The sequence below is a fragment of the Pectobacterium actinidiae genome (assembly GCF_000803315.1).
In the GTDB taxonomy this organism is placed as follows: domain Bacteria; phylum Pseudomonadota; class Gammaproteobacteria; order Enterobacterales; family Enterobacteriaceae; genus Pectobacterium; species Pectobacterium actinidiae.
Window position 1 is genome coordinate 697,883 of record NZ_JRMH01000001.1, and the last position, 19,172, is coordinate 717,054.

At 52.8% G+C, this 19,172-nt stretch carries 17 protein-coding genes and 1 riboswitch; of the genes, 9 read left to right on the forward strand and 8 right to left on the reverse strand.

The window, feature by feature from the left end; translation table 11 throughout:
- The first annotated feature begins 439 nt into the window (after nt 1-439).
- The 4 genes from KKH3_RS02950 to cysM all read left to right on the forward strand — a co-directional run bounded on the left by KKH3_RS02950 (nt 440) and on the right by cysM (nt 4,254).
- Nucleotides 440-1,468 (forward strand): sulfate ABC transporter substrate-binding protein, encoded by a 1,029-nt coding sequence (locus tag KKH3_RS02950; RefSeq protein ID WP_039355607.1) that lies wholly within the window; start codon nt 440-442, stop codon nt 1,466-1,468.
- Nucleotides 1,468-2,322 carry a sulfate/thiosulfate ABC transporter permease CysT gene (cysT, locus tag KKH3_RS02955; RefSeq protein ID WP_039355609.1) on the forward strand — a complete coding sequence of 285 codons (855 nt, stop codon included), beginning with the start codon at nt 1,468-1,470 and terminating at the stop codon, nt 2,320-2,322. The genes KKH3_RS02950 and cysT overlap by 1 nt, the downstream gene beginning before the upstream one ends.
- Nucleotides 2,322-3,215, forward strand: coding sequence for a sulfate/thiosulfate ABC transporter permease CysW (gene cysW, locus KKH3_RS02960; protein WP_039355610.1), 894 nt, complete (start codon nt 2,322-2,324; stop codon nt 3,213-3,215). Before cysT ends, cysW begins: the two co-directional genes overlap by 1 nt.
- A 157-nt stretch (nt 3,216-3,372) precedes the next feature.
- Complete coding sequence (gene cysM, locus KKH3_RS02965) at nt 3,373-4,254, forward strand: cysteine synthase CysM (RefSeq protein ID WP_039355611.1); 882 nt, start codon at nt 3,373-3,375, stop codon at nt 4,252-4,254.
- 36 nt (nt 4,255-4,290) lie between these two features.
- Here cysM and KKH3_RS02970 read toward each other — a convergent pair whose 3' ends face one another.
- Entirely contained in the window at nt 4,291-6,243 is a 1,953-nt protein-coding gene (locus KKH3_RS02970; RefSeq protein ID WP_039355612.1) for a MacB family efflux pump subunit, read from the reverse strand.
- A 3-nt stretch (nt 6,244-6,246) separates the two neighbouring features.
- Nucleotides 6,247-7,446 carry an efflux RND transporter periplasmic adaptor subunit gene (locus KKH3_RS02975; RefSeq protein ID WP_039355613.1) on the reverse strand — a complete coding sequence of 400 codons (1,200 nt, stop codon included), beginning with the start codon at nt 7,444-7,446 and terminating at the stop codon, nt 6,247-6,249.
- Between the two features lie 250 nt (nt 7,447-7,696).
- Between KKH3_RS02975 and KKH3_RS02980 the strand changes: the two genes are divergently transcribed.
- Together KKH3_RS02980 and KKH3_RS02985 are read left to right on the forward strand one after the other, a co-directional pair.
- Nucleotides 7,697-8,377 carry a response regulator transcription factor gene (locus KKH3_RS02980; protein ID WP_039355614.1) on the forward strand — a complete coding sequence of 227 codons (681 nt, stop codon included), beginning with the start codon at nt 7,697-7,699 and terminating at the stop codon, nt 8,375-8,377.
- Nucleotides 8,377-9,744: an ATP-binding protein gene (locus tag KKH3_RS02985; RefSeq protein WP_039355615.1), complete on the forward strand. Its 1,368-nt coding sequence runs from the start codon at nt 8,377-8,379 to the stop codon at nt 9,742-9,744. Before KKH3_RS02980 ends, KKH3_RS02985 begins: the two co-directional genes overlap by 1 nt.
- A gap of 65 nt (nt 9,745-9,809) precedes the next feature.
- Here KKH3_RS02985 and crr read toward each other — a convergent pair whose 3' ends face one another.
- The 5 genes from crr to cysZ all read right to left on the reverse strand — a co-directional run bounded on the left by crr (nt 9,810) and on the right by cysZ (nt 14,893).
- On the reverse strand, nt 9,810-10,319 hold the full coding sequence (gene crr, locus KKH3_RS02990; RefSeq protein WP_039355616.1) for a PTS glucose transporter subunit IIA: 510 nt from the start codon (nt 10,317-10,319) through the stop codon (nt 9,810-9,812).
- Between the two features lie 148 nt (nt 10,320-10,467).
- Nucleotides 10,468-12,195 (reverse strand): phosphoenolpyruvate-protein phosphotransferase PtsI, encoded by a 1,728-nt coding sequence (gene ptsI, locus KKH3_RS02995; protein ID WP_039355617.1) that lies wholly within the window; start codon nt 12,193-12,195, stop codon nt 10,468-10,470.
- A gap of 46 nt (nt 12,196-12,241) precedes the next feature.
- On the reverse strand, nt 12,242-12,499 hold the full coding sequence (gene ptsH / locus KKH3_RS03000; protein ID WP_005971891.1) for a phosphocarrier protein Hpr: 258 nt from the start codon (nt 12,497-12,499) through the stop codon (nt 12,242-12,244).
- Nucleotides 12,500-12,931: 432 nt separating this feature from the next.
- Nucleotides 12,932-13,900: a cysteine synthase A gene (gene cysK, locus KKH3_RS03005; RefSeq protein WP_039355618.1), complete on the reverse strand. Its 969-nt coding sequence runs from the start codon at nt 13,898-13,900 to the stop codon at nt 12,932-12,934.
- A 162-nt stretch (nt 13,901-14,062) separates the two neighbouring features.
- Nucleotides 14,063-14,893 carry a sulfate transporter CysZ gene (gene cysZ, locus KKH3_RS03010; RefSeq protein WP_039355619.1) on the reverse strand — a complete coding sequence of 277 codons (831 nt, stop codon included), beginning with the start codon at nt 14,891-14,893 and terminating at the stop codon, nt 14,063-14,065.
- 203 nt (nt 14,894-15,096) lie between these two features.
- Between cysZ and zipA the strand changes: the two genes are divergently transcribed.
- Both zipA and yjeH read left to right on the forward strand, forming a co-directional pair.
- Nucleotides 15,097-16,137, forward strand: coding sequence for a cell division protein ZipA (gene zipA, locus KKH3_RS03015; protein ID WP_181939644.1), 1,041 nt, complete (start codon nt 15,097-15,099; stop codon nt 16,135-16,137).
- Between the two features lie 168 nt (nt 16,138-16,305).
- Nucleotides 16,306-17,559: an L-methionine/branched-chain amino acid transporter gene (gene yjeH, locus KKH3_RS03020; RefSeq protein WP_039355620.1), complete on the forward strand. Its 1,254-nt coding sequence runs from the start codon at nt 16,306-16,308 to the stop codon at nt 17,557-17,559.
- A 127-nt stretch (nt 17,560-17,686) separates the two neighbouring features.
- Here the strand turns inward: yjeH and ubiK are convergent, their stop codons facing one another.
- Nucleotides 17,687-17,968, reverse strand: coding sequence for a ubiquinone biosynthesis accessory factor UbiK (gene ubiK / locus KKH3_RS03025; RefSeq protein ID WP_039355622.1), 282 nt, complete (start codon nt 17,966-17,968; stop codon nt 17,687-17,689).
- Between the two features lie 180 nt (nt 17,969-18,148).
- Nucleotides 18,149-18,326: riboswitch (FMN riboswitch) on the forward strand.
- 127 nt (nt 18,327-18,453) lie between these two features.
- On the opposite strand from ubiK, the gene ribB reads away from it, so the two are divergent.
- Complete coding sequence (gene ribB / locus KKH3_RS03030; RefSeq protein WP_039355624.1) at nt 18,454-19,107, forward strand: 3,4-dihydroxy-2-butanone-4-phosphate synthase; 654 nt, start codon at nt 18,454-18,456, stop codon at nt 19,105-19,107.
- The last annotated feature ends 65 nt before the right edge of the window (nt 19,108-19,172 follow it).

Below are 19,172 nucleotides of genomic sequence, written 5' to 3' on the forward strand. Positions count from 1 at the left end.
TCTCGTCGCGGCGTTATGCCCTTCAGCGCTTAAAAATCCCGAAATATTATATATAAAGGTTATATGTTAACCGTCACTTCCCCCTACACTGATTCTCGCTATACCCGTCATACTTCAAGCTGCTTGTGCGTTGGCAATACTCGGCTCATCTCTGAGCCTCGCCCTGAAGGGCCGCCGTAAACGGCGTTCAAATTGGCTTAGCCAATTTGTCCTTACTCACCCCAGTCACTTACCTGAGTAAGCTCCTGGGGATTCGCTCGGTTGCCGCGTTACAAGGCCATGTGGCCTTGTCCTAAAGGACCAACGCAGAGCGTTGTTCAAAACGCTCACGTTTTGTCACGCAACTCGAATTATTTAGGGTATATACAAAAGCGGTTATGTAAAAACGGCTCCCACAACAAGGCCTAGCGAATAGGCGCTAACTCTGGCAGGACATAAGATGAATCATATACAGGTGAAAGGCTGGCTAGTGAAAGGTTCTCTGGCGCTGTCATTGCTGCTGGGCGGGCAGAGCATGGTCTCTGCTACCGAGCTGCTGAATAGCTCTTATGATGTGTCGCGTGAGCTATTTGTGGCGCTCAACCCCGGTTTTGAAAAACAGTGGCTGTCGCAGCATCCTAGCGATCCGCTGACGATCAAACAATCGCATGCAGGTTCGTCTAAACAGGCGTTGGCTATCCTGCAAGGCTTGAAGGCCGATGTTGTGACCTATAACCAAGTGACGGATGTCCAGATCCTGCACGATCGCGGGCAACTGATTCCGGCTGATTGGCAGGCGCGTTTACCGAATAACAGCTCTCCGTTCTACTCCACCATGGCCTTTCTGGTTCGCAAAGGTAACCCCAAAGGGATTCACGACTGGAACGATCTGGTGCGTGATGACGTTAAGCTGATTTTCCCGAATCCGAAAACCTCCGGCAATGCTCGCTATACCTATCTGGCGGCGTGGGGAGCGACCAGTAAAGCCAACGGTGGCGATGAGGCCAAAACCCGCGCGTGGGTCACGCGTTTTCTGGCGAACGTCGAGGTCTTTGATACCGGCGGCCGTGGCGCAACCACTACGTTTGTGGAACGTAAGCTGGGGGATGTGTTGATCAGCTTTGAATCCGAGGTGAATAACATTCGTAATCAATACGGTGCTGAGAACTACGAGGTGATCGTCCCGAAGGTCAACGTGCTGGCGGAATTCCCCGTGGCGTGGATCGATAAGAATGTGGAGAAGAATGGCACCGAACAGGCGGCAAAGGCCTATCTGAATTATCTGTATAGCCCAGAGGCGCAGAAGGTCATCACCGATTTTTACTACCGTGTGAATAACCCTGAATTGACGCAAACGCTGAAATCCCGCTTCCCAGAGACCAGCTTATTCCGAGTGGAAGATCAGTTTGGGGCGTGGCCACAGGTGATGAAAACCCACTTTGAAACCGGTGGTGAACTGGATAAATTGCTGGCGGCTGGTCGTCAGTAATGTCTTTGAGGTCGAGCAACGTCTTTTCTGGTTCAGGTAAACGGGTGCTGCCGGGATTCGCGCTGAGTCTGGGCAGCAGCCTGCTGTTCGTCTGTCTGATTCTGCTGCTGCCTCTAAGCGCGTTGGTCATGCAACTCTCAGAAATGAGTCTGGCACAGTACTGGACGGTGATCTCCAATCCGCAGGTGGTGGCGGCTTACAAAGTCACGCTCTTGGCGGCGGGGCTCGCGACGGTATTTAATGCCGGATTCGGTCTGTTAATGGCGTGGATTCTGACGCGTTATCGCTTTCCCGGCCGAGCCTTGTTGGATGGATTGATGGACTTACCCTTTGCGCTTCCTACCGCCGTGGCGGGGCTGACACTGGCTGCACTGTTTTCAACGACCGGCTGGTACGGTGCATGGTTGGCTGAGTATGGCATCAAGGTGTCGTATACCTGGCTGGGGATTACGGTCGCGATGGCGTTCACCAGCATTCCTTTTGTGGTGCGTACCGTCCAACCCGTGTTGGAAGATCTGGGGCCGGAATACGAAGAGGCGGCGCAAACGCTGGGAGCAAACCGCTGGCAGTGTTTTCGCTACGTCATTTTACCGGAGTTAACCCCGGCGCTCTTAACGGGCACCGCGCTGTCATTTGCCCGCAGTCTGGGCGAATTTGGCGCGGTTATCTTTATTGCGGGGAACATTGCCTGGCAAACGGAAGTCGTTTCGCTGATGATTTTTATCCGTTTGCAGGAGTTTGATTTCCCTGCCGCCAGCGCGATTGCTTCCGTCGTGTTAGCCGCGTCCTTATTGATCCTGTTTGCCGTCAATGTGCTGCAAAGCCGTTTTGGTCAACGGACCCGGAGCGTGTAATGGCAGAGATACCGACTGTGACGCCGCCGCGTCAATCCCATCCGGTGCGACAGGAGCGCAACGGGGCGAGAGCGGCGTTGATTGCGCTGGGCGTGATATTATCGCTCATCATGCTGGTCATCCCCTTAGTGTCAATTTTTGCCGCGGCGCTGTCGCATGGGTTGGGGGGCGTCTGGCGTAACCTGAGCGATCCTGACATGGTGCATGCCATTGGCCTCACGCTGCTGGTGGTCGCGATTGTCGTACCCGTGAATCTGGTGTTTGGTACGCTGCTGGCGTGGCTGGTCACGCGCTTTCAGTTTCCGGGACGGCAACTACTGCTCACGCTGATCGACATTCCTTTTGCTGTTTCGCCTGTGGTGGCGGGTTTGCTGTATCTGCTCTTTTACAGCACCAACGGCCCGGTTGGCGGCTGGCTGGATGAGCAGGGGATACAGCTGATGTTTGCCTGGCCGGGCATCGCGCTGGTGACGATATTCGTGACCTGTCCGTTTATGGTTAGGGAGCTGGTTCCGGTGATGATGAGTCAGGGCAGTCAGGAAGAAGAAGCGGCGGTGTTGCTCGGCGCGTCGGGCTGGCAAGTGTTCTATCGGGTGACGCTACCGAATATTCGCTGGGCGCTGCTGTATGGCGTGGTGCTGACCAATGCCCGTGCGATTGGTGAGTTTGGTGCCGTGTCCGTGGTGTCGGGCTCGATTCGCGGTGAAACCTACACGCTGCCGCTACAGGTCGAATTGTTGCATCAGGATTATAACAGCGTGGGGGCGTTTACTGCGGCGGCGTTATTAACCGTGATGGCAATACTGACGCTGTTCATCAAAAGCGCGTTGCAGTGGCGGGTAAAGCGGCAAATGGCGCAAGGGCGGGAACAGAATCCGCCTGAAAAGCAGTAAATTGAGATTGCTGGCAAAGTCAGATTTTAGAGAAAACACAGGGATACCTCGCCCTGTGGTCGCCCCGGGTATCTCGAATTAACCATCATGGGGTTGTCAGCAACGTTAATTTTATCGTTCACTCCGTAAGTGGGTGAGACTTTTTAGGACTCAACTTGTGACAACGCTTGAGCAGTATATTGGCAATACCCCGCTGGTGAAATTGCAGCGCATAACACAGGGATTGAACAGTGAAATCTGGCTGAAGCTGGAAGGGAATAACCCAGCCGGATCGGTAAAAGATCGCGCCGCGTTCTCCATGATCCAACAGGCGGAAAATCGTGGTGACATCGCACCTGGTGATCGGCTCATTGAAGCGACCAGCGGGAACACCGGCATTGCGCTGGCGATGATTGCAGCGGTAAAAGGCTACCGGCTGCGCCTGCTAATGCCGGACAACATGAGCTATGAACGCCAGACTGCGATGCGCGCGTATGGCGCAGAGCTGGTGTTGGTTAATCGCAAGTTGGGGATGGAAGGGGCGAGGGATCGGGCGAAACAGATGGTGCTGGCGGGGGAAGGGAAAACGCTCGATCAGTTTAATAACCCTGACAATTCGCTGGCGCATTTTCTGACTACTGGTCCGGAAATCTGGCAGCAGACGGCGGGCAAGCTGACCCATTTTATTTCTAGTATGGGAACGACCGGCACAATTTCCGGCGTCAGTCGTTATCTGAAGCAGCAGAATCCGGCAATCTGTACGGTCGGGCTACAGCCTGCGGAGGGGAGCCATATTCCCGGTATTCGCCGCTGGACACCAGACTATATGCCAGGGATTTTTCGTGCCGATCTGGTTGATCGCATTCTGGATATGACGCAGGTGGACGCCGAGAATACGCTGCGACAACTGGCGCGTCAGGAAGGCATCTTCTGTGGCGTCAGTTCCGGTGGTGCGGTGGCCGGTGCGTTGCGGGTTGCGGCGGAAAACCCCGGCAGCGTGATTGTGGCAATCGCCTGCGATCGCGGCGATCGGTATCTGTCCACCGGGGTATTTGATTAACGTTACTCGTCATACTTCGAGTTGCATGTGCGTTGGCTATTCCCGCTCCAGCGCGTGAATCGGTTCCATCCGTGCGGCACGACGGGCGGGGAAGAAGCCGAAGATAATACCGATCAGGCTGGAGCACAGGAACGCGGCAATAATCGAGGAACTGGAATAGATCATCGCGAAATTGCTGCTGAACTGTGCGAACAGCACGCCGATTGCCAGCGACAGCGCCACGCCGATGACGCCGCCGAACAGGCAAACCAGCACAGCTTCGATCAGAAACTGCTGCATAATATCGCTGGTGCGTGCGCCAACCGCCATACGAACGCCGATCTCTCGGGTTCGCTCGGTGACGGATACCAGCATGATGTTCATCACGCCGATACCGCCGACCAGCAGCGAAATCAGTGCGATCATCGACACCAGCAGCGTGAGCGTGGTGGTGGTTTTTTCGATCATCTGACGGATACTGTCGGTGTTCATGATAAAGAAATCTTTCGTGCCGTGCCGCTGCGTTAGCAGTGTAGTGATGCTTTTCTCGGCGACGTTCATATCAACATTGTCTTTCACCCGCACCGTGATGCTTTTCAGGTAGGACTGCCCAACCATGCGTTTCATCACCGTCGTGTACGGCACCCACACATTCAGGTTTTCATCGCTGCCGAAGCCGCCCTGATTCTTGCTGACGACGCCGATAATCCGTACGGGCAGCGAGCCCAGTAGAATCACTTGCCCAATGGGATCTTCGCCGTGAGGAAAGAGCTTGTTAAGCGTGTTTTTGTCAATCACGGCGTCCTGCGTCAGTTCATCAACGCTGCTGCGAGGGAAAAGCACGCCGCGTTGCAGCGTATAACCACGTACGGTGAAGAACTGTTCACCCACCCCGGAGACGCTGGCGGAAACGGCAATGTTACCGTAGCGCATCGTGACGCTGGTGGAGATAGACGGCGTGACGCTATGTACGTAGGGCTGCTGTGTCAGCGGCTGGATATCACTGGCCCGCAGCGTTTGGATGGCGCTGGCGTCCATGTCGCCGAAGTCTTTGCCGGGGAAAATTTCCAGCGTGCTGGTGCCCATCGAATTGATGTCTGCCAGCACTTGCTCCTGTGAGCCTTTTCCCAGTGCGACGACCGAGACGACAGACGCAATGCCGATGATGATGCCGAGCATGGTCAGAAAGGTGCGCATCCGCTGGGCGTTCATTGCCAACAGCGCCATTTTAAACGCGTCAATAAAGCGATCTTTGAACTGATTCAGGGCGGAAGTCGCTGGAGAGCTTGCGGCTTTCGAGGGCGGTTCTGTGGCCGCTTCGGGACGCGTTTGTCGATCGGCAATCACTTCACCATCGCGCAGTTCGATGATGCGCTGAGCGTGTTCGGCGATCGTCATATCGTGGGTCACGATCACGACGGTATTACCTTGTCTGTGCAGATCGCGAAGTATGCTCAGCACCTCGTTGCCGCTGTGAGTGTCCAGCGCACCGGTGGGTTCATCCGCCAGAATGATGCCGCCGCCGTTCATCAGCGCCCGCGCGATACTCACGCGCTGCTGCTGGCCGCCGGAAAGCTGGCTGGGACGATAGTGGAGACGATTTTCCAGCCCTAGCCGAGTTAGCAGCTCTGCCGCTCGTTGACGGCGTGCCAGCCGGCTCTTTCCAGCATAAATGGCTGGAACTTCAACATTCCCCAGCGCGCTGAGGTCGCCGAGCAGATGATAGCGCTGGAAAATAAAGCCGAAATGCTCGCGGCGCAGTTCCGCGAGCTGGTCGTTGTCCAGTTTGCCAACGGCGCGTCCTGCCACTTGATAATCACCGGAGGACGGTTTATCCAGACAGCCGAGAATATTCATCAGCGTGGATTTTCCCGACCCGGACGCACCGACAATCGCCACCATCTCTCCCTGATTGATGGTCAGATTGATGTCCTTGAGGACGGTGACATCCTGTTCGCCGCTGGAAAAGCGGCGGGTAATACCGGTTAGCTTAAGTAAGGAGGTGGACATGTGTTACATCCCCATCGGCGGGCCGGGATGCGTAGACGCGACATCACCGGATGATGGACTGATGACCACCTGTTCCCCAACGCTGAGCCCCGAACGGATCTGAGTGCGCACGTTATCATTCAGACCGAGTGTGACTAGACGTGATTCGATCTTTTTATTCGCATTCACGACCTGCACGTACCACATGCCATCGCGTGAGGTTAACGCTGTCGCTGGAACGACAATGGCATTTTTCACCGAAGACAGCAGAATATACACCTGTGCTGTCATGGAAATGCGCAATACGCCGCCAGGGTTCTTCACATCGAACAGGCCGTTGTAATAGATTGCGGTGCTGGATGATGAACTGGTACTGCTGCTCGAACTGGATGACGTCGTGGTCGAGTCTGTGTCGATGGAGTCTGGCGCGGGTTCAATCGAGCTCAGTGTGGCTTCGTAACGGTTAGTCGGCTCACCCAGAATACTGAACCACACGGGCATGCCGGTTTTTACCTTGACGACGTCAGCCTCTGAGATTTTCACCTTGATGGTCATGGTGTCCAGATTGGCGACTTTAGCGATGGTCGGCGTCGTCTGAATCGCGTTGACCGTTTGCCCTGCTTCAACAGGAATAGACACCACGGTGCCGTCCATCGGTGAACGGATTTGGGTGTATCCCAGATTAACCTTGGCGGTGTTGACGGTAATCTGTGCCTGAATGATTTGGGCGTCCAGCGCGTCGATGTTGGCTCGGGTGGCATCCAGCGTCGCTTTCGCGCTATCGTAGTCAGCCTGTGCGCCGACGCCACGTTTCATCAACATTTGCTGACGTTGCCAGCTTAATTCGTTATTACGCAATTCTGCCAGTTTGGCAGTGCGCTGCGCCTGAATGTTTTTTAACGCCGCCTCACTGTTTTTTAGCGTGTCTTGCTGGGTGAGGTCATCAATCTCGGCGATCAATTGGCCTTTTTTCACCTTATCGCCGAGTTCGACGTGCAGCGCTTTGATTTGCCCTGAGGCCTGTGCACCGACGCTGACCAGCTTCTGCGCCTCAATTTTGCCGTCAGCGAGTACCGTTTGTTCAAGATCCGCGATCTCTGCGGTGGCGGTAAGCGCATTGGGCGCGGGCGATGGCTTGTTGAAAAACAAATGAAGCAGCACGGCAGCGGCGATAAGACCAAGCGCGATCGTCGTACGGCGTCGTGTAAAAAATCGTGATTGCATCAGGGGAAGTCGTCCTTAATGAATGCATCTGAACGGGAGTAAATAACTCAGGTGAGTAATTTACCCCGAGTCCGTAAAGGTAGCGGTAATCTTTGCTGCAATAAATGGTAAGGATTAAGTAAATCTGGCTGCGAATATTCACGCCAGGCCTGAGAATACGTCATCTATATCCATCATACTTCAAGTTGCATGTGCGTTTCCTTCCCGCAACTCGAATAGGTAGGGTATACCCGATTAATAAGGACAGGATATGAATATTTTACTGGTCGATGACGACGTAGAACTGGGCGATATGCTTTGTGAGTATCTGAATGCGGAAGGGTTTTCGACCTCACGGGTACTGACGGGCAAAGAGGGCGTCGAGGGCGCGATGTCGGGGGATTACACCGCGATGATTTTGGATGTCATGCTGCCGGATATGAGCGGGATTGACGTGCTGCGTCAGATCAGAAAAACCCAGCAGTTGCCCGTTATTATGCTGACGGCGAGAGGCGATAATATCGACAGGGTCATCGGTCTGGAAATGGGTGCGGATGACTATATGCCTAAACCTTGCTATCCGCGTGAGCTGGTGGCGAGACTGCGAGCGGTGTTACGTCGCTATGACGATCAGCCGAACACAAAACGGGACGAGAGTCTGGCGGCCAGTGGCGATCTGGTATTGAACCCAGCAACGCGCATTAGCGAATGGCGCGGGAAGCCGTTTGATCTGACGGCCTCTGAATTTAATTTGCTGGAGCTGCTACTGCGTTACCCCGAGCGGGTGGTGTCAAAAGATGAGCTGTCCGAAAAATGCCTGGGCCGTCGCCGTGAGGCTTATGACCGCAGCGTGGACGTGCACATCAGTAATATTCGTCAGAAACTCGGAGCCTTGCCGGGCAGTACCATGACGATTGAAACCGTGCGCAGTGTGGGATACCGGATTCGCTGATGATAATTCGTGGACGACTTTTCTGGAAGATATTGCTCGGGTTTTGGCTAACGTTTCTCGTCATGTCCCAACTGCTGTGGCTGGCTTTTTCTTTTTACGGCGAGCGCCATAAGCCGCTGGAAGAAATCGTGGTGTCGCGCATTGCGACGATACAAACGGAGATGGTGGCTGCGGCGCTGCAACATGGCGGCTTGGGCGAACTGAACGATGTGATATCGCTGCTGCCGCAGCAAGAGCAGCACTACATTTCCATCACGGAATCGCCGTTGCCGCTGTCCGATCGGGAGTTGGTGTCCACTCCGCAGAATGCTATGCCTGACGATGCTTTCATGCCGGATAAACGTGGCGTGCAGCGTGCCACGCACATTATCAAGCAGGTCAGCGGCCCTGCCGGAAAGTGGTATCAGATACGCTATGACACCGAATTGTTACGCCGCGAATTCCGTCCTCCACGTCCTGTCGAGTTTCTTAACGTGCCCATGCCGCTTGTGATCATCGCGGGGATAGGCGGCCTGCTGTTCAGCTCGGTGCTGGCATGGAGTCTTGCACGTCCATTGAACCAGATCCGCGCCAGTTTTGATCAGGTTGCGCAGGGGGATCTGAACGTGCGTCTGCTGCCGGTGATGCATAAACGTCATGATGAAATCAGTGATGTGGCGCGGGATTTCGATTCAATGGTCGAACGGCTGGACAGTCTGGCCAGCGCGCGTGAACAACTGCTTCATGATGTCTCGCACGAACTGCGCTCTCCGCTGGCGCGCTTGCAGCTCGCTATCGGGTTGATAAGACAGAACCCAAATAATATAGATAATTCGTTGCAGCGCATCGAACGTGAAGCTTTGCTGATGGATAAGATGATTGGCGAACTGCTGACGTTGTCGCGTACGGAGCATTCCGGTATTGAGGAAGCCTATTTCGATTTACTGGGGCTGGTGACGGCGGTGGTCAACGATGCGCGCTATGAAGCGCAGGTTACTAACGTTGAAATTCTGCTCGCGGCGGATGAAGACGAAGACTACACGATTAAAGGCAACGCGGAGCTGATGCGCAGGGCGGTTGATAATGTGATGCGCAATGCGCTACGTTTTTCAGCACCTGAGCAGCAGGTTGCCGTGTCGCTCATTGGCAATGAACATGAGTGGATGATTCAGGTCGCCGATCAGGGGCCTGGCGTGGAGAAAAGTAAGCTTTCCAGTATCTTCGATCCTTTCATTCGCATTGATTCGCCGCTGTCTGGCAAAGGCTATGGGCTGGGGCTGGCGATTACCCGTAAAGTCGTGCTGGCGCACGGTGGGCATATTGAGGCAGATAACGGTGAACAGTGCGGATTAGTGATTCGCTTGTGTGTACCGCGCTGGAAAGCCTGAAACGAAAACGGCACCATCCGGGTGCCGTTTCGTGCAAACGTAGTAAACCGTCCGTAGAACGTGGCTTACTTTTTGATACGGATAACCGGCGTTTCACCGACAACAACCGTACCACTCAGTTTGGTCAATTCCTTGATTTCATCCATGTTGGAAATAACCACTGGTGTCAGAGTAGACTTCGCTTTTTCTTCCAGCACAGCTAGGTCAAACTCAATAATGAGATCGCCTTTCTTCACGCGCTGGCCTTCTTCGGCGATGCGCTTGAAGCCTTCGCCTTTCAATTCAACGGTATCAATACCAAAGTGCACAAACAGCTCAATGCCGCTGTCAGACTCGATGGAAAACGCATGGTTGGTTTCAAAAATCTTACCGATGGTGCCGTCTACCGGTGCGACAATCTTGTTGCCAGTTGGCTTGATGGCAATACCGTCACCGACGATTTTCTCTGCGAATACGACATCAGGAACGTCTTCAATATTGACGATTTCACCGGACAGCGGGGCAATGATTTCGATGCTGCCAGTGTCTTTTTTGTCGTCAGAAACCAGAGACTTCAATTTATCGAACAAACCCATGATTCTCTCCTAAGCATTAATATTGGGCCAGCGTATACCCTAATCTTTCAAGTTGGTATGGCATTGGTTTTCTTCGCTACCCCGACTGCGAATCTATCGCCTGTCGGGGTGCTGATTGCCACCTTGAAACCTATTAGGTAAAGCAGAATCAGCAGAGCGTTTTTTCTTTAATAAAGCGGCTCACCAGATTGCTTAACTCTTGTGCTGTCGGTTGAGCGAGTGCTTGCTCCGCCAGCGCCTTCGCATCTTCGTAATTCGCATTACGGATGATTTTCTTGATGCTCGGGATAGAGATCGCACTCATGCTGAATTCGTCCAGACCCATTCCCAATAACAGTAGTGTAGCACGTTCGTCACCGGCGAGCTCACCACACATCCCTGTCCACTTGCCTTCGGCATGAGACGCGTCGATAACCTGTTTGATCAGGGTAAGGACGGCAGGGGACATCGGGTTATAGAGATGAGAAATCAGCTCATTACCGCGATCTACTGCCAGAGTATACTGGGTTAAGTCATTTGTCCCAATACTAAAGAAGTCGACTTCTTTGGCTAAATGTGGCGCGATAGCGGCGGCGGCAGGTGTTTCAACCATCACGCCGACTTCAATGCTTTCATCGAAGGCTTTACCTTCTTCTCTCAGCTGCGCTTTCAACATTTCCAATTCGGCTTTCAGCTCACGTACTTCTTCCACGGAGATAATCATCGGGAACATGATACGCAGTTTGCCAAAGCTGGACGCGCGCAGAATAGCACGCAACTGGGCATGCAAAATTTCTTTACGATCCAGACAAATACGGATAGCACGCCAGCCAAGGAACGGGTTCTCTTCCTTCGGCAGGTTCATGTAAGGCAGGTCTTTGTCACCGCCGATATCCATGGTACGGACGATAACGGCCTGAGCGCCAACGGCTTCGGCAACTGCCTTATATGCCTGGAACTGCTCTTCTTCGGTAGGCAGCGAGTCACGATCCATGAACAGGAATTCGGTACGATACAGGCCGACACCTTCTGCGCCGTTGCGCTCAGCACCCGCGACATCACGCACGGTACCGATGTTGGCACAGACTTCAACCTGATGACCATCCAGCGTGATGGCAGGCAGATCTTTCAATTTGGCCAGCTCATGCTTTTCAGCGCTGTACTGCTGCTGAATGGCTTTTAATTCTTCAATTTTTTCTGCGGTCGGATTCTGATAAATCTGGTTATTTACGGCATCCAGAATCAGATAGTCGCCGTTTTTGACCTGCCGGGTCACATCTGTCGTGCCGACGATGGCGGGCAGCTCCAGAGAACGGGCCATAATAGACGTGTGAGACGTGCGGCCACCGAGGTCGGTGATAAAGCCCAGCACTTTGTCCAGATTCAGCTGTGCGGTTTCTGACGGCGTCAGATCCGTTGCAACCAGAATGACTTCATCCTGAATATCGCCCAGATCGATGATAGGCATATTGAGAATGTTTCTGAGCAAACGCTTTCCGATATCACGCATGTCTGCGGCGCGTTCTTTCAGATATTCGTCATCAAGCTCTTCCAGCGCTTTAGCCTGGTTTTCGATGACGGAAAACGCGGCGGCATCGGCGGAAGCATGTTCATCTTTAATCAGGGCTATGATTTCCTGCTCGAACTCTTCATCTTCCAGCAACATGATGTGGCCTTCGAAGATGGCTTCTTTCTCTGCGCCCAGCGTCTCGCCCGCTTTCTTCTTGATAGCTTCCAACTGTGCGGATGCTTTGGAACGGCCAGTCAGAAAACGTTCAATTTCCTGCTCCACCTGATCCGCAGAGATTTTTTTCCGGTTGATGAGGATTTCATCTTCTTTCAGTAACAGTGCCTTACCAAAAGCAATACCCGGTGATACTAATATGCCTGAAATCATAACCCTACCTTACTCGATTCTGGTGTTCACTAAAAAAACTCGTCGGTTACTCGAGCTCAGCCATCAGTTTGACCAGATGTTCAACCGCTTTTTGCTCGTCTTCGCCTTCCGCAGCGATAGTCACTACAGTCCCTTGTGTTAAGCCGAGTGTTTGTAATTTGAACAGGCTTTTGGCGCTAGCGCTCTTGCCGTTGGACGTCACGGTGATTTCAGAGGTGAAGCCTTTGGCTTCTTTGACGAACTGAGCAGCAGGACGAGTGTGCAGGCCATTTGGTGCGGTGATAGTCACTTCTTGCTGGAACATGCTTTTTTCCCCAACTTATGGATTAGATTAATGTTGTGGAACTAAAGTCTAGCTGATTCACTGAACTTTAGCCTGTTTGGTTAGCTCCTGGTTTATGTTACAGGGGCAGGCCACGATGCGACAAGAAAACCGTCAAACGTATTTCCTGAATAAAATACCATCAAACACCGCAGCTTCCGCTACCCATTATCTTAACCTCAGTCGCAAAACGGCGATGTGGGCTATCGTGCGAGGGGGAAAAGCATGTGGCGGGGCGTAGTATTTGTCGAATATTAATTTCACGCATCAAAATAATTGTTCGGTTAAATACTAAACCTGATGCAGAAAAGCAATCCACATGTGGTGGAAAGTTTGAACTGTGCCACAAAAAAGCACCTAAATAGGTGCTTTTTTAACACATTGGTCACTTATTGTTCGAGTGCGACCGGAAGGCTATTGTTGCAGTTCCTGCTCGGTGAACAGGTCGGCAAAGAGTGCTGTGCTGAGGTAGCGTTCGCCGGAAGAAGGCAGAATAACGACGATAGTTTTATCTTCAAATTCTTTTTCTTTGAGCAAGTTCAGCGCTGCGGCAACGGCTGCACCGGAAGAAATACCGGCCAGAATGCCTTCTTCTTCCATCAGACGGCGTGCGGTGCTGATCGCTTCTTCGTTCGTTACTTTTTCTACACGGTCAATCAGTTTCAGATCCAGGTTACCTGGAATGAAACCCGCGCCGATGCCCTGAATCTTGTGTGGGCCTGGCTTCAGCTCTTGGCCTGCCAGCGCCTGAGTGATTACCGGTGAATCGGTAGGTTCAACCGCCACGCTGATGATGGCCTTGCCTTTGGTGTTCTTGATGTAGCGGCTCACGCCCGTCAGCGTACCGCCTGTACCGACGCCAGAGATAAAGACATCAACCTGACCGTCAGTATCTTCCCAGATTTCAGGGCCGGTGGTCTTTTCGTGAATCTCCGGGTTCGCTGGGTTGCTGAACTGCTGCAACAGCAGATAACGGCTCGGATCGCTGGCGACAATCTCTTCTGCCTTGGCGATGGCACCTTTCATGCCTTTTGCGCCTTCGGTCAGCACCAGGTTGGCACCCAGCGCTTTCAGCAACTTACGACGCTCGATACTCATGGTTTCTGGCATGGTGAGTGTGAGCTTGTAACCGCGAGCCGCCGCGACGTAGGCTAGGGCAATCCCTGTATTTCCGCTGGTCGGTTCAACCAGTTCGATGCCCGGTTTGAGAACGCCACGCTTTTCTGCATCCCAAATCAGGTTAGAGCCGATACGGCATTTTACGCTGAAGCTAGGGTTACGGGATTCCACTTTAGCCAGAATGCGTCCGTTGCCGATACGGTTCAGGCGAACCAGCGGCGTATGGCCGATTGTGAAAGAATTGTCTTCGTAGATCTTGCTCATAGCCTGTCCTTATAACTGTATGAAATTTTTGCGAACATAGAGAGAATACCCGTTCACACTTTTCAGTGAAGTAAAGAATTGCTATATCGTTATGTTCTTAAGAAATATCTTTTCATTACAATAGAAAACACTGGCCGTTATCAGCCAGTGCTTGCTGTCTTTTTATGGCGATTTTTTCGGCAGGGTTGCTGACAGATCGCGATAGCGATCCACCCACAGTTGCGTTGCACCACATACCGCGACGGGCATGATGACCAGATTCAAAAAAGGCACCAGCGTAAACAGGCTGACCAAGGCGCCAAACTGCATATTGGCGACTTTATGGCGACGTAATGCCTGACGCATCGTGGCAAAGCTCACTTTGTGGTTATCAAAAGGATAATCGCAGTACTGAATCGACAGCATCCACGCACTGAACAGGAACCACAGTAACGGCGCGACAGTTTGTCCAATGCCGGGGATGAAATAGAGAAGCAGTAGCACAATCGCGCGTGGCAGGTAATACGCCAGTTTTTGGACTTCGCGCTTCATGATGCGTGGGACGTCTTTAGCGATACCGAGTATGCCGCTGTCTGGCAACGTTTGGCCGGTCAGTTTTGCTTCCAACTGCTCTGCCAACAAGCCGTTAAACGGTGCGGCAATAAAATTGGCAATCGTACTGAACAGGTAGCTGAATACCAGCAAAATGGAGAGGACGGCAAGTGGCCAAATGAGGTAGCTGAGCCATTGCAGCCAGCTCGGAATGTGGCTCATGATCTGCGGAATCCAGTCATTCAACTGGGTGAAAAGCCACCAGAAAGCCCCGCCCATCAGGACGATGTTCATCAGTAAGGGCAGAATAACGAAACGTCGGATGCCCGGCAGTGAGATCAGACGCCATCCGGTAAGAAAATAGTGTATGCCGCTGCGAACCTGGCCTGTGTTATTGCCGTAAGACGCTTTTTCGGAAGATGATGGTTTTTCTGAAGACATAGTGCCGATAGACTCAGTCATTTGTTTGTTGAGGCATCATATCGGGATGATCTTATGCTGACTAGCCTGCATTTGGATGAAAAAGCAGCAAAAAAGTGCGTTGTATCTATCTTTATTGTCATAAAGTACCGTGCAGGCTTGCACTTGTGTACTCAGGCAAATAGAGTTAGTAGTATGGGTATTTGCCGTGGTGGCAATGTTTTGTTGGAACAATTGGGATAGCAATGATGCAGGACTTGCGTCTGATATTAATCGTTGTTGGCGCGATCGCTATAATAGCGCTGTTACTGCACGGCTTGTGGACTAGCCGTAAAGAGCGTTCGTCCCTTTTTCGTGACCGCCCGGTTAAACGTGCAAAAAAAGCGCGTGATGAAACGCCGCTTGACGATCTGGATGAAGGCGTTGGCGAAGTTCGCGTGAAGGGTGGCCGCCCGCAGCAGAGTGAGCCTTCATTTGGCAGCGCTTCACTCGATCACTCATCATTTGATAATGCGTCATTTGATAGCCCTCCACTGAATAACAATGTACGTGAAGACGCTCGTTCAGAGGCGAAATCGCCGTTCGAGCATATGTCTCCCGTTTCTTCTTACGATCCTCTACTGGATGAGGCTACGCCAGTGGATTCTCCGCGTGCGCAAGTACGTGGTGATACTCATCCGCAGGTCGTCGTCCCGAGAGAAACCACGATTCCTGAACCGAGCATTGGCGCGCCGCGTGAGCCGTTTGCGTATGACGCGCCAGCCTCTGCTCCACAGCAGCCTGTCTCACATTCGCTGCATGAGAAAGTTCAGCCCGCGCCTGCACAGCCTCAGCGACCTGCTGAGCCGGTTGAACCCGCAGCGGCAAAAGAAGCGGTTTTGGTGCTGCATGTCGTGGCGCATCAGGGCGGTGTCATTGGTGGCGAACTGCTGTTACAAAGTCTGCTTCAGGCCGGTTTCCAGTTTGGTGAAATGAACATTTTCCATCGCCATGTGAACCCCGCTGGCGCAGGCCCGGTGTTATTCAGTCTGGCGAATATGGTTAAACCCGGATCCTTTAATGTCGATGCGATGTCCGAATTCTCGACGCCCGGCGTGTCCATTTTCATGATGGTGCCGTCTTATGGCGATGCCGGCCAAAACTTTAAACTGATGTTACAGTCTGCACAGCGTATTGCTGACGATGTTGGCGGTGTGGTGCAGGATGATGAACGTCGTATGATGACGCCGCAGAAGGTTGAATCCTACAAAGCCCGCATTCGCGATGTGCTGAAAGCCAACGCCTGATAGCACACTTGTGTGAACATATAAAAAGTGTGTGAAAGCATAAAAGCGCATACGAAAGCATAAAGTTTGTGAATGCTGTGGGTGAGAGAAGCCTCCGTTAGTGGAGGCTTTTTTTATTCTTCGAACCGGCCGTGGTGTGGTGTAAAAAGCAAGAAAAGGTGAAACGTTGTGAATGAAGCAAAAGGGTTAAAACAGGAGCTTGGCCTGATTCAAGGAGTGGGGCTGCTGTCTACTTCTCTGCTGGGAACTGGGGTGTTTGCTGTTCCCGCGTTGGTCGCACAGTTGGCACAGCAAGACAGCCTATGGGCGTGGCCGATCTTGATCCTGCTTGTTTTTCCCATCGCCATTGGTTTTGCCGCGCTGGGACAACATTTTCCTAATGCGGGCGGGGCTGCGCACTTTGTTAACCTCGCTTTTGGACCGCGCATGGCGCGTGTGACTGGTTGGCTATTTCTGTCCGTTATCCCGCTGGGTCTACCTGCTGCCTTGCAGATTGCTGCCGGGTTCTGGCAGGCGGCGTTTGGCTGGAGCGATCTGGGGTTACTCTGCGTACAGTTGCTGACGCTGGGCGGTATCTGGCTGCTTGGCCTGCGCAGTGCGGGATCCAGTGCCAACATTCAGATCGTCATTGCGATGCTGGTAGTGGGGTTGGTTATTGCGATCTGGTGGCAGGGTGATATCACGCCCGCACACATTCCCTGGCCGTCGGTAGAAGAACTGTCATGGTCTAACACGTTCGGTGCGCTGGCCGTGATGTTCTGGTGCTTTGTCGGTCTTGAGGCCTTTGCTCACATGGCGACGGAATTTCGGGTGCCGGAGCGGGATTTCCCACGGGCTTTACTCATCGGCATGCTGGTTGCCGGTGCGGTATATTGGGGATGTACGGTAGCCGTATTGCATTTTAAGGCGTACGGAGAAGGTATTGTCGCAACGGCCTCGCTACCGGGTATCGTTGTGCAATTGTTTGGTCAGCATGCGCTGTGGATTGCCTGCTTTGTCGGGTATCTGGCCTGCTTTGCGAGCGTGAATATCTACACGCAGGGCTTTGCCCGTTTAGTCTGGTCTCAGGCGCCGAAAGGAAGCGCGCTGGCGACGCTGTCCGCAGGGCAAACGCCGGTGAATGCCCTGTCGGTTGTGGTGGTCTGCTGTCTGGTGTGCTGCCTGTTAATTTACTGGCTGCGACTACCGCTGGATATGCTGATTGTGTACGCGAACGGCATCTTTGTACTGATTTACCTGCTGTGTATGTTGGCGGGGTGGCGTTTGCTGAAAGGGCGCGCCAAAGTGATGGCGGCAATCGGCGGTCTGCTCTGCTGTGCACTGTTGCTGATGATCGGCTGGAAATCGCTGTATGCGTTAATCATGCTGGCTGTGCTGTGGTTGTTCCTACCGCGTAAACAGGTCGAACTGGTTTCCCACTGAGCCGTTTATTCTGAACTCCGTGACATGAAATTTGTGTTTCGGCGTGCTGCCGCTGGCGCGGGGTAGAGCATCGAGCAACGCCCTGATTAGGGCGCTGCATCGCGATGATGACGAGCGGTTGTGATGATTAGTCGTTTTCCGGCGCTGCGGCGGGCTTTGCTTCCGTAGAGAGTTTCGCTTCCAGCTCGGTCATACGCTGTTCCAGGTGAGCAATCTTCTCGCGTGTGCGGAGCAGAACCTGCGTCTGAATATCGAACTCTTCACGGTTCACCAAATCCAATCGGGTCAGCTGTGCTTGCAAGACCTGACGAATTTTTTTCTCCACATCATCACCCAATTCCCGGATACCTTTTGGCATAGATTCATGCACTTGACGGGCGATTTGCTCAATCTTCTTTGGGTCAATCATGTCGCTTTCCTGATTAGGTTATGTAAGTTATTACTATAGCAAGTGTAATGGGTATAAATGAAATCTGACATCTGCTTTGTACATATTCAGCATAATTTTACTGTAATTCAGCATATGTTTTGCCCTATTTCCTGCGGCGGATCAATTGCCCTATCGAGGTATTAGCGTTATAGTAAACCCGCTTATTCTCAGGGCGGGGTGTAATTCCCCACCGGCGGTAAACCAGTACACATACTGGAAGCCCGCGAGCGCTCTCGCTGTTTTCTCCGATATTAATTATCGATTTCGCAGCGTGGGGTCAGCAGATCCGGTGTAATTCCGGAGCCGACGGTTAAAGTCCGGATGGGAGAGAGTAACGGTATCTGTCGGGCTATATGTCCGCTCGCGTTATTTTTGTTAGCTATTACTATGCAACCAGTAGTAATGGTTACTCCTCAAGCTCGCCCTGATTCTGGTAATCCATAATAACATTGAGGTTTTTTACCATGAATCAGACATTACTTTCTGAATTTGGCAATCCTACTGAACGCGTAGAGCGCGCACTTGATGCATTGCGTCATGGCCGCGGCGTGCTGGTACTGGATGATGAAGATCGTGAAAACGAAGGTGACATGATCTTTTCCGCTGAAACGATGACCGTTGAACAAATGGCGCTGACGATTCGTCACGGTAGTGGCATCGTGTGCCTGTGCCTGACGGAAGAACGTCGCCAGCAGTTGGAATTGCCGATGATGGTGGAGAAGAACTCCAGCCATTATCAGACAGCGTTCACCGTGACGATAGAAGCCGCCGAAGGCGTGACGACGGGCGTTTCCGCTGCTGACCGCCTGACCACCATTCGCGCTGCGATTGCGGATAACGCCAAGCCGAGCGATCTGAATCGCCCTGGTCACGTATTCCCGCTGCGCGCCCAGCCGGGTGGCGTATTAACACGCGGAGGTCACACTGAAGCGACGGTTGACCTGATGACGTTGGCAGGTCTGAAGCCGTCTGGTGTTCTGTGTGAACTGACGAACGATGATGGTTCCATGGCGCACGCGCCGGAAGTGATCGCGTTTGCCAAACAGCACGACATGCCGGTGCTGACGATTGAAGATCTGGTCGCTTACCGCATCGCGACAGAGCGCAAAGCCAGCTAATTTACGTGAATACCACGCAGACAAAAGGGCCGATTGATCGGCCCTTTTGTATTTTATAGGTTTAG

What these genes read in the sequence shown, in the direction of transcription:
- KKH3_RS02950 (WP_039355607.1), top strand. Translation starts at nt 440, where the DNA reads ATGAATCATATACAGGTGAAAGGCTGGCTAGTGAAAGGTTCTCTGGCG.
- cysT (WP_039355609.1), top strand. Translation starts at nt 1,468, where the DNA reads ATGTCTTTGAGGTCGAGCAACGTCTTTTCTGGTTCAGGTAAACGGGTG.
- cysW (WP_039355610.1), top strand. Translation starts at nt 2,322, where the DNA reads ATGGCAGAGATACCGACTGTGACGCCGCCGCGTCAATCCCATCCGGTG.
- KKH3_RS02970 (WP_039355612.1), bottom strand. Translation starts at nt 6,243, where the DNA reads ATGTCCACCTCCTTACTTAAGCTAACCGGTATTACCCGCCGCTTTTCC.
- KKH3_RS02975 (WP_039355613.1), bottom strand. Translation starts at nt 7,446, where the DNA reads ATGCAATCACGATTTTTTACACGACGCCGTACGACGATCGCGCTTGGT.
- KKH3_RS02980 (WP_039355614.1), top strand. Translation starts at nt 7,697, where the DNA reads ATGAATATTTTACTGGTCGATGACGACGTAGAACTGGGCGATATGCTT.
- KKH3_RS02985 (WP_039355615.1), top strand. Translation starts at nt 8,377, where the DNA reads ATGATAATTCGTGGACGACTTTTCTGGAAGATATTGCTCGGGTTTTGG.
- crr (WP_039355616.1), bottom strand. Translation starts at nt 10,319, where the DNA reads ATGGGTTTGTTCGATAAATTGAAGTCTCTGGTTTCTGACGACAAAAAA.
- ptsI (WP_039355617.1), bottom strand. Translation starts at nt 12,195, where the DNA reads ATGATTTCAGGCATATTAGTATCACCGGGTATTGCTTTTGGTAAGGCA.
- ptsH (WP_005971891.1), bottom strand. Translation starts at nt 12,499, where the DNA reads ATGTTCCAGCAAGAAGTGACTATCACCGCACCAAATGGCCTGCACACT.
- cysK (WP_039355618.1), bottom strand. Translation starts at nt 13,900, where the DNA reads ATGAGCAAGATCTACGAAGACAATTCTTTCACAATCGGCCATACGCCG.
- cysZ (WP_039355619.1), bottom strand. Translation starts at nt 14,893, where the DNA reads ATGACTGAGTCTATCGGCACTATGTCTTCAGAAAAACCATCATCTTCC.
- zipA (WP_181939644.1), top strand. Translation starts at nt 15,097, where the DNA reads ATGATGCAGGACTTGCGTCTGATATTAATCGTTGTTGGCGCGATCGCT.
- ubiK (WP_039355622.1), bottom strand. Translation starts at nt 17,968, where the DNA reads ATGATTGACCCAAAGAAGATTGAGCAAATCGCCCGTCAAGTGCATGAA.
- ribB (WP_039355624.1), top strand. Translation starts at nt 18,454, where the DNA reads ATGAATCAGACATTACTTTCTGAATTTGGCAATCCTACTGAACGCGTA.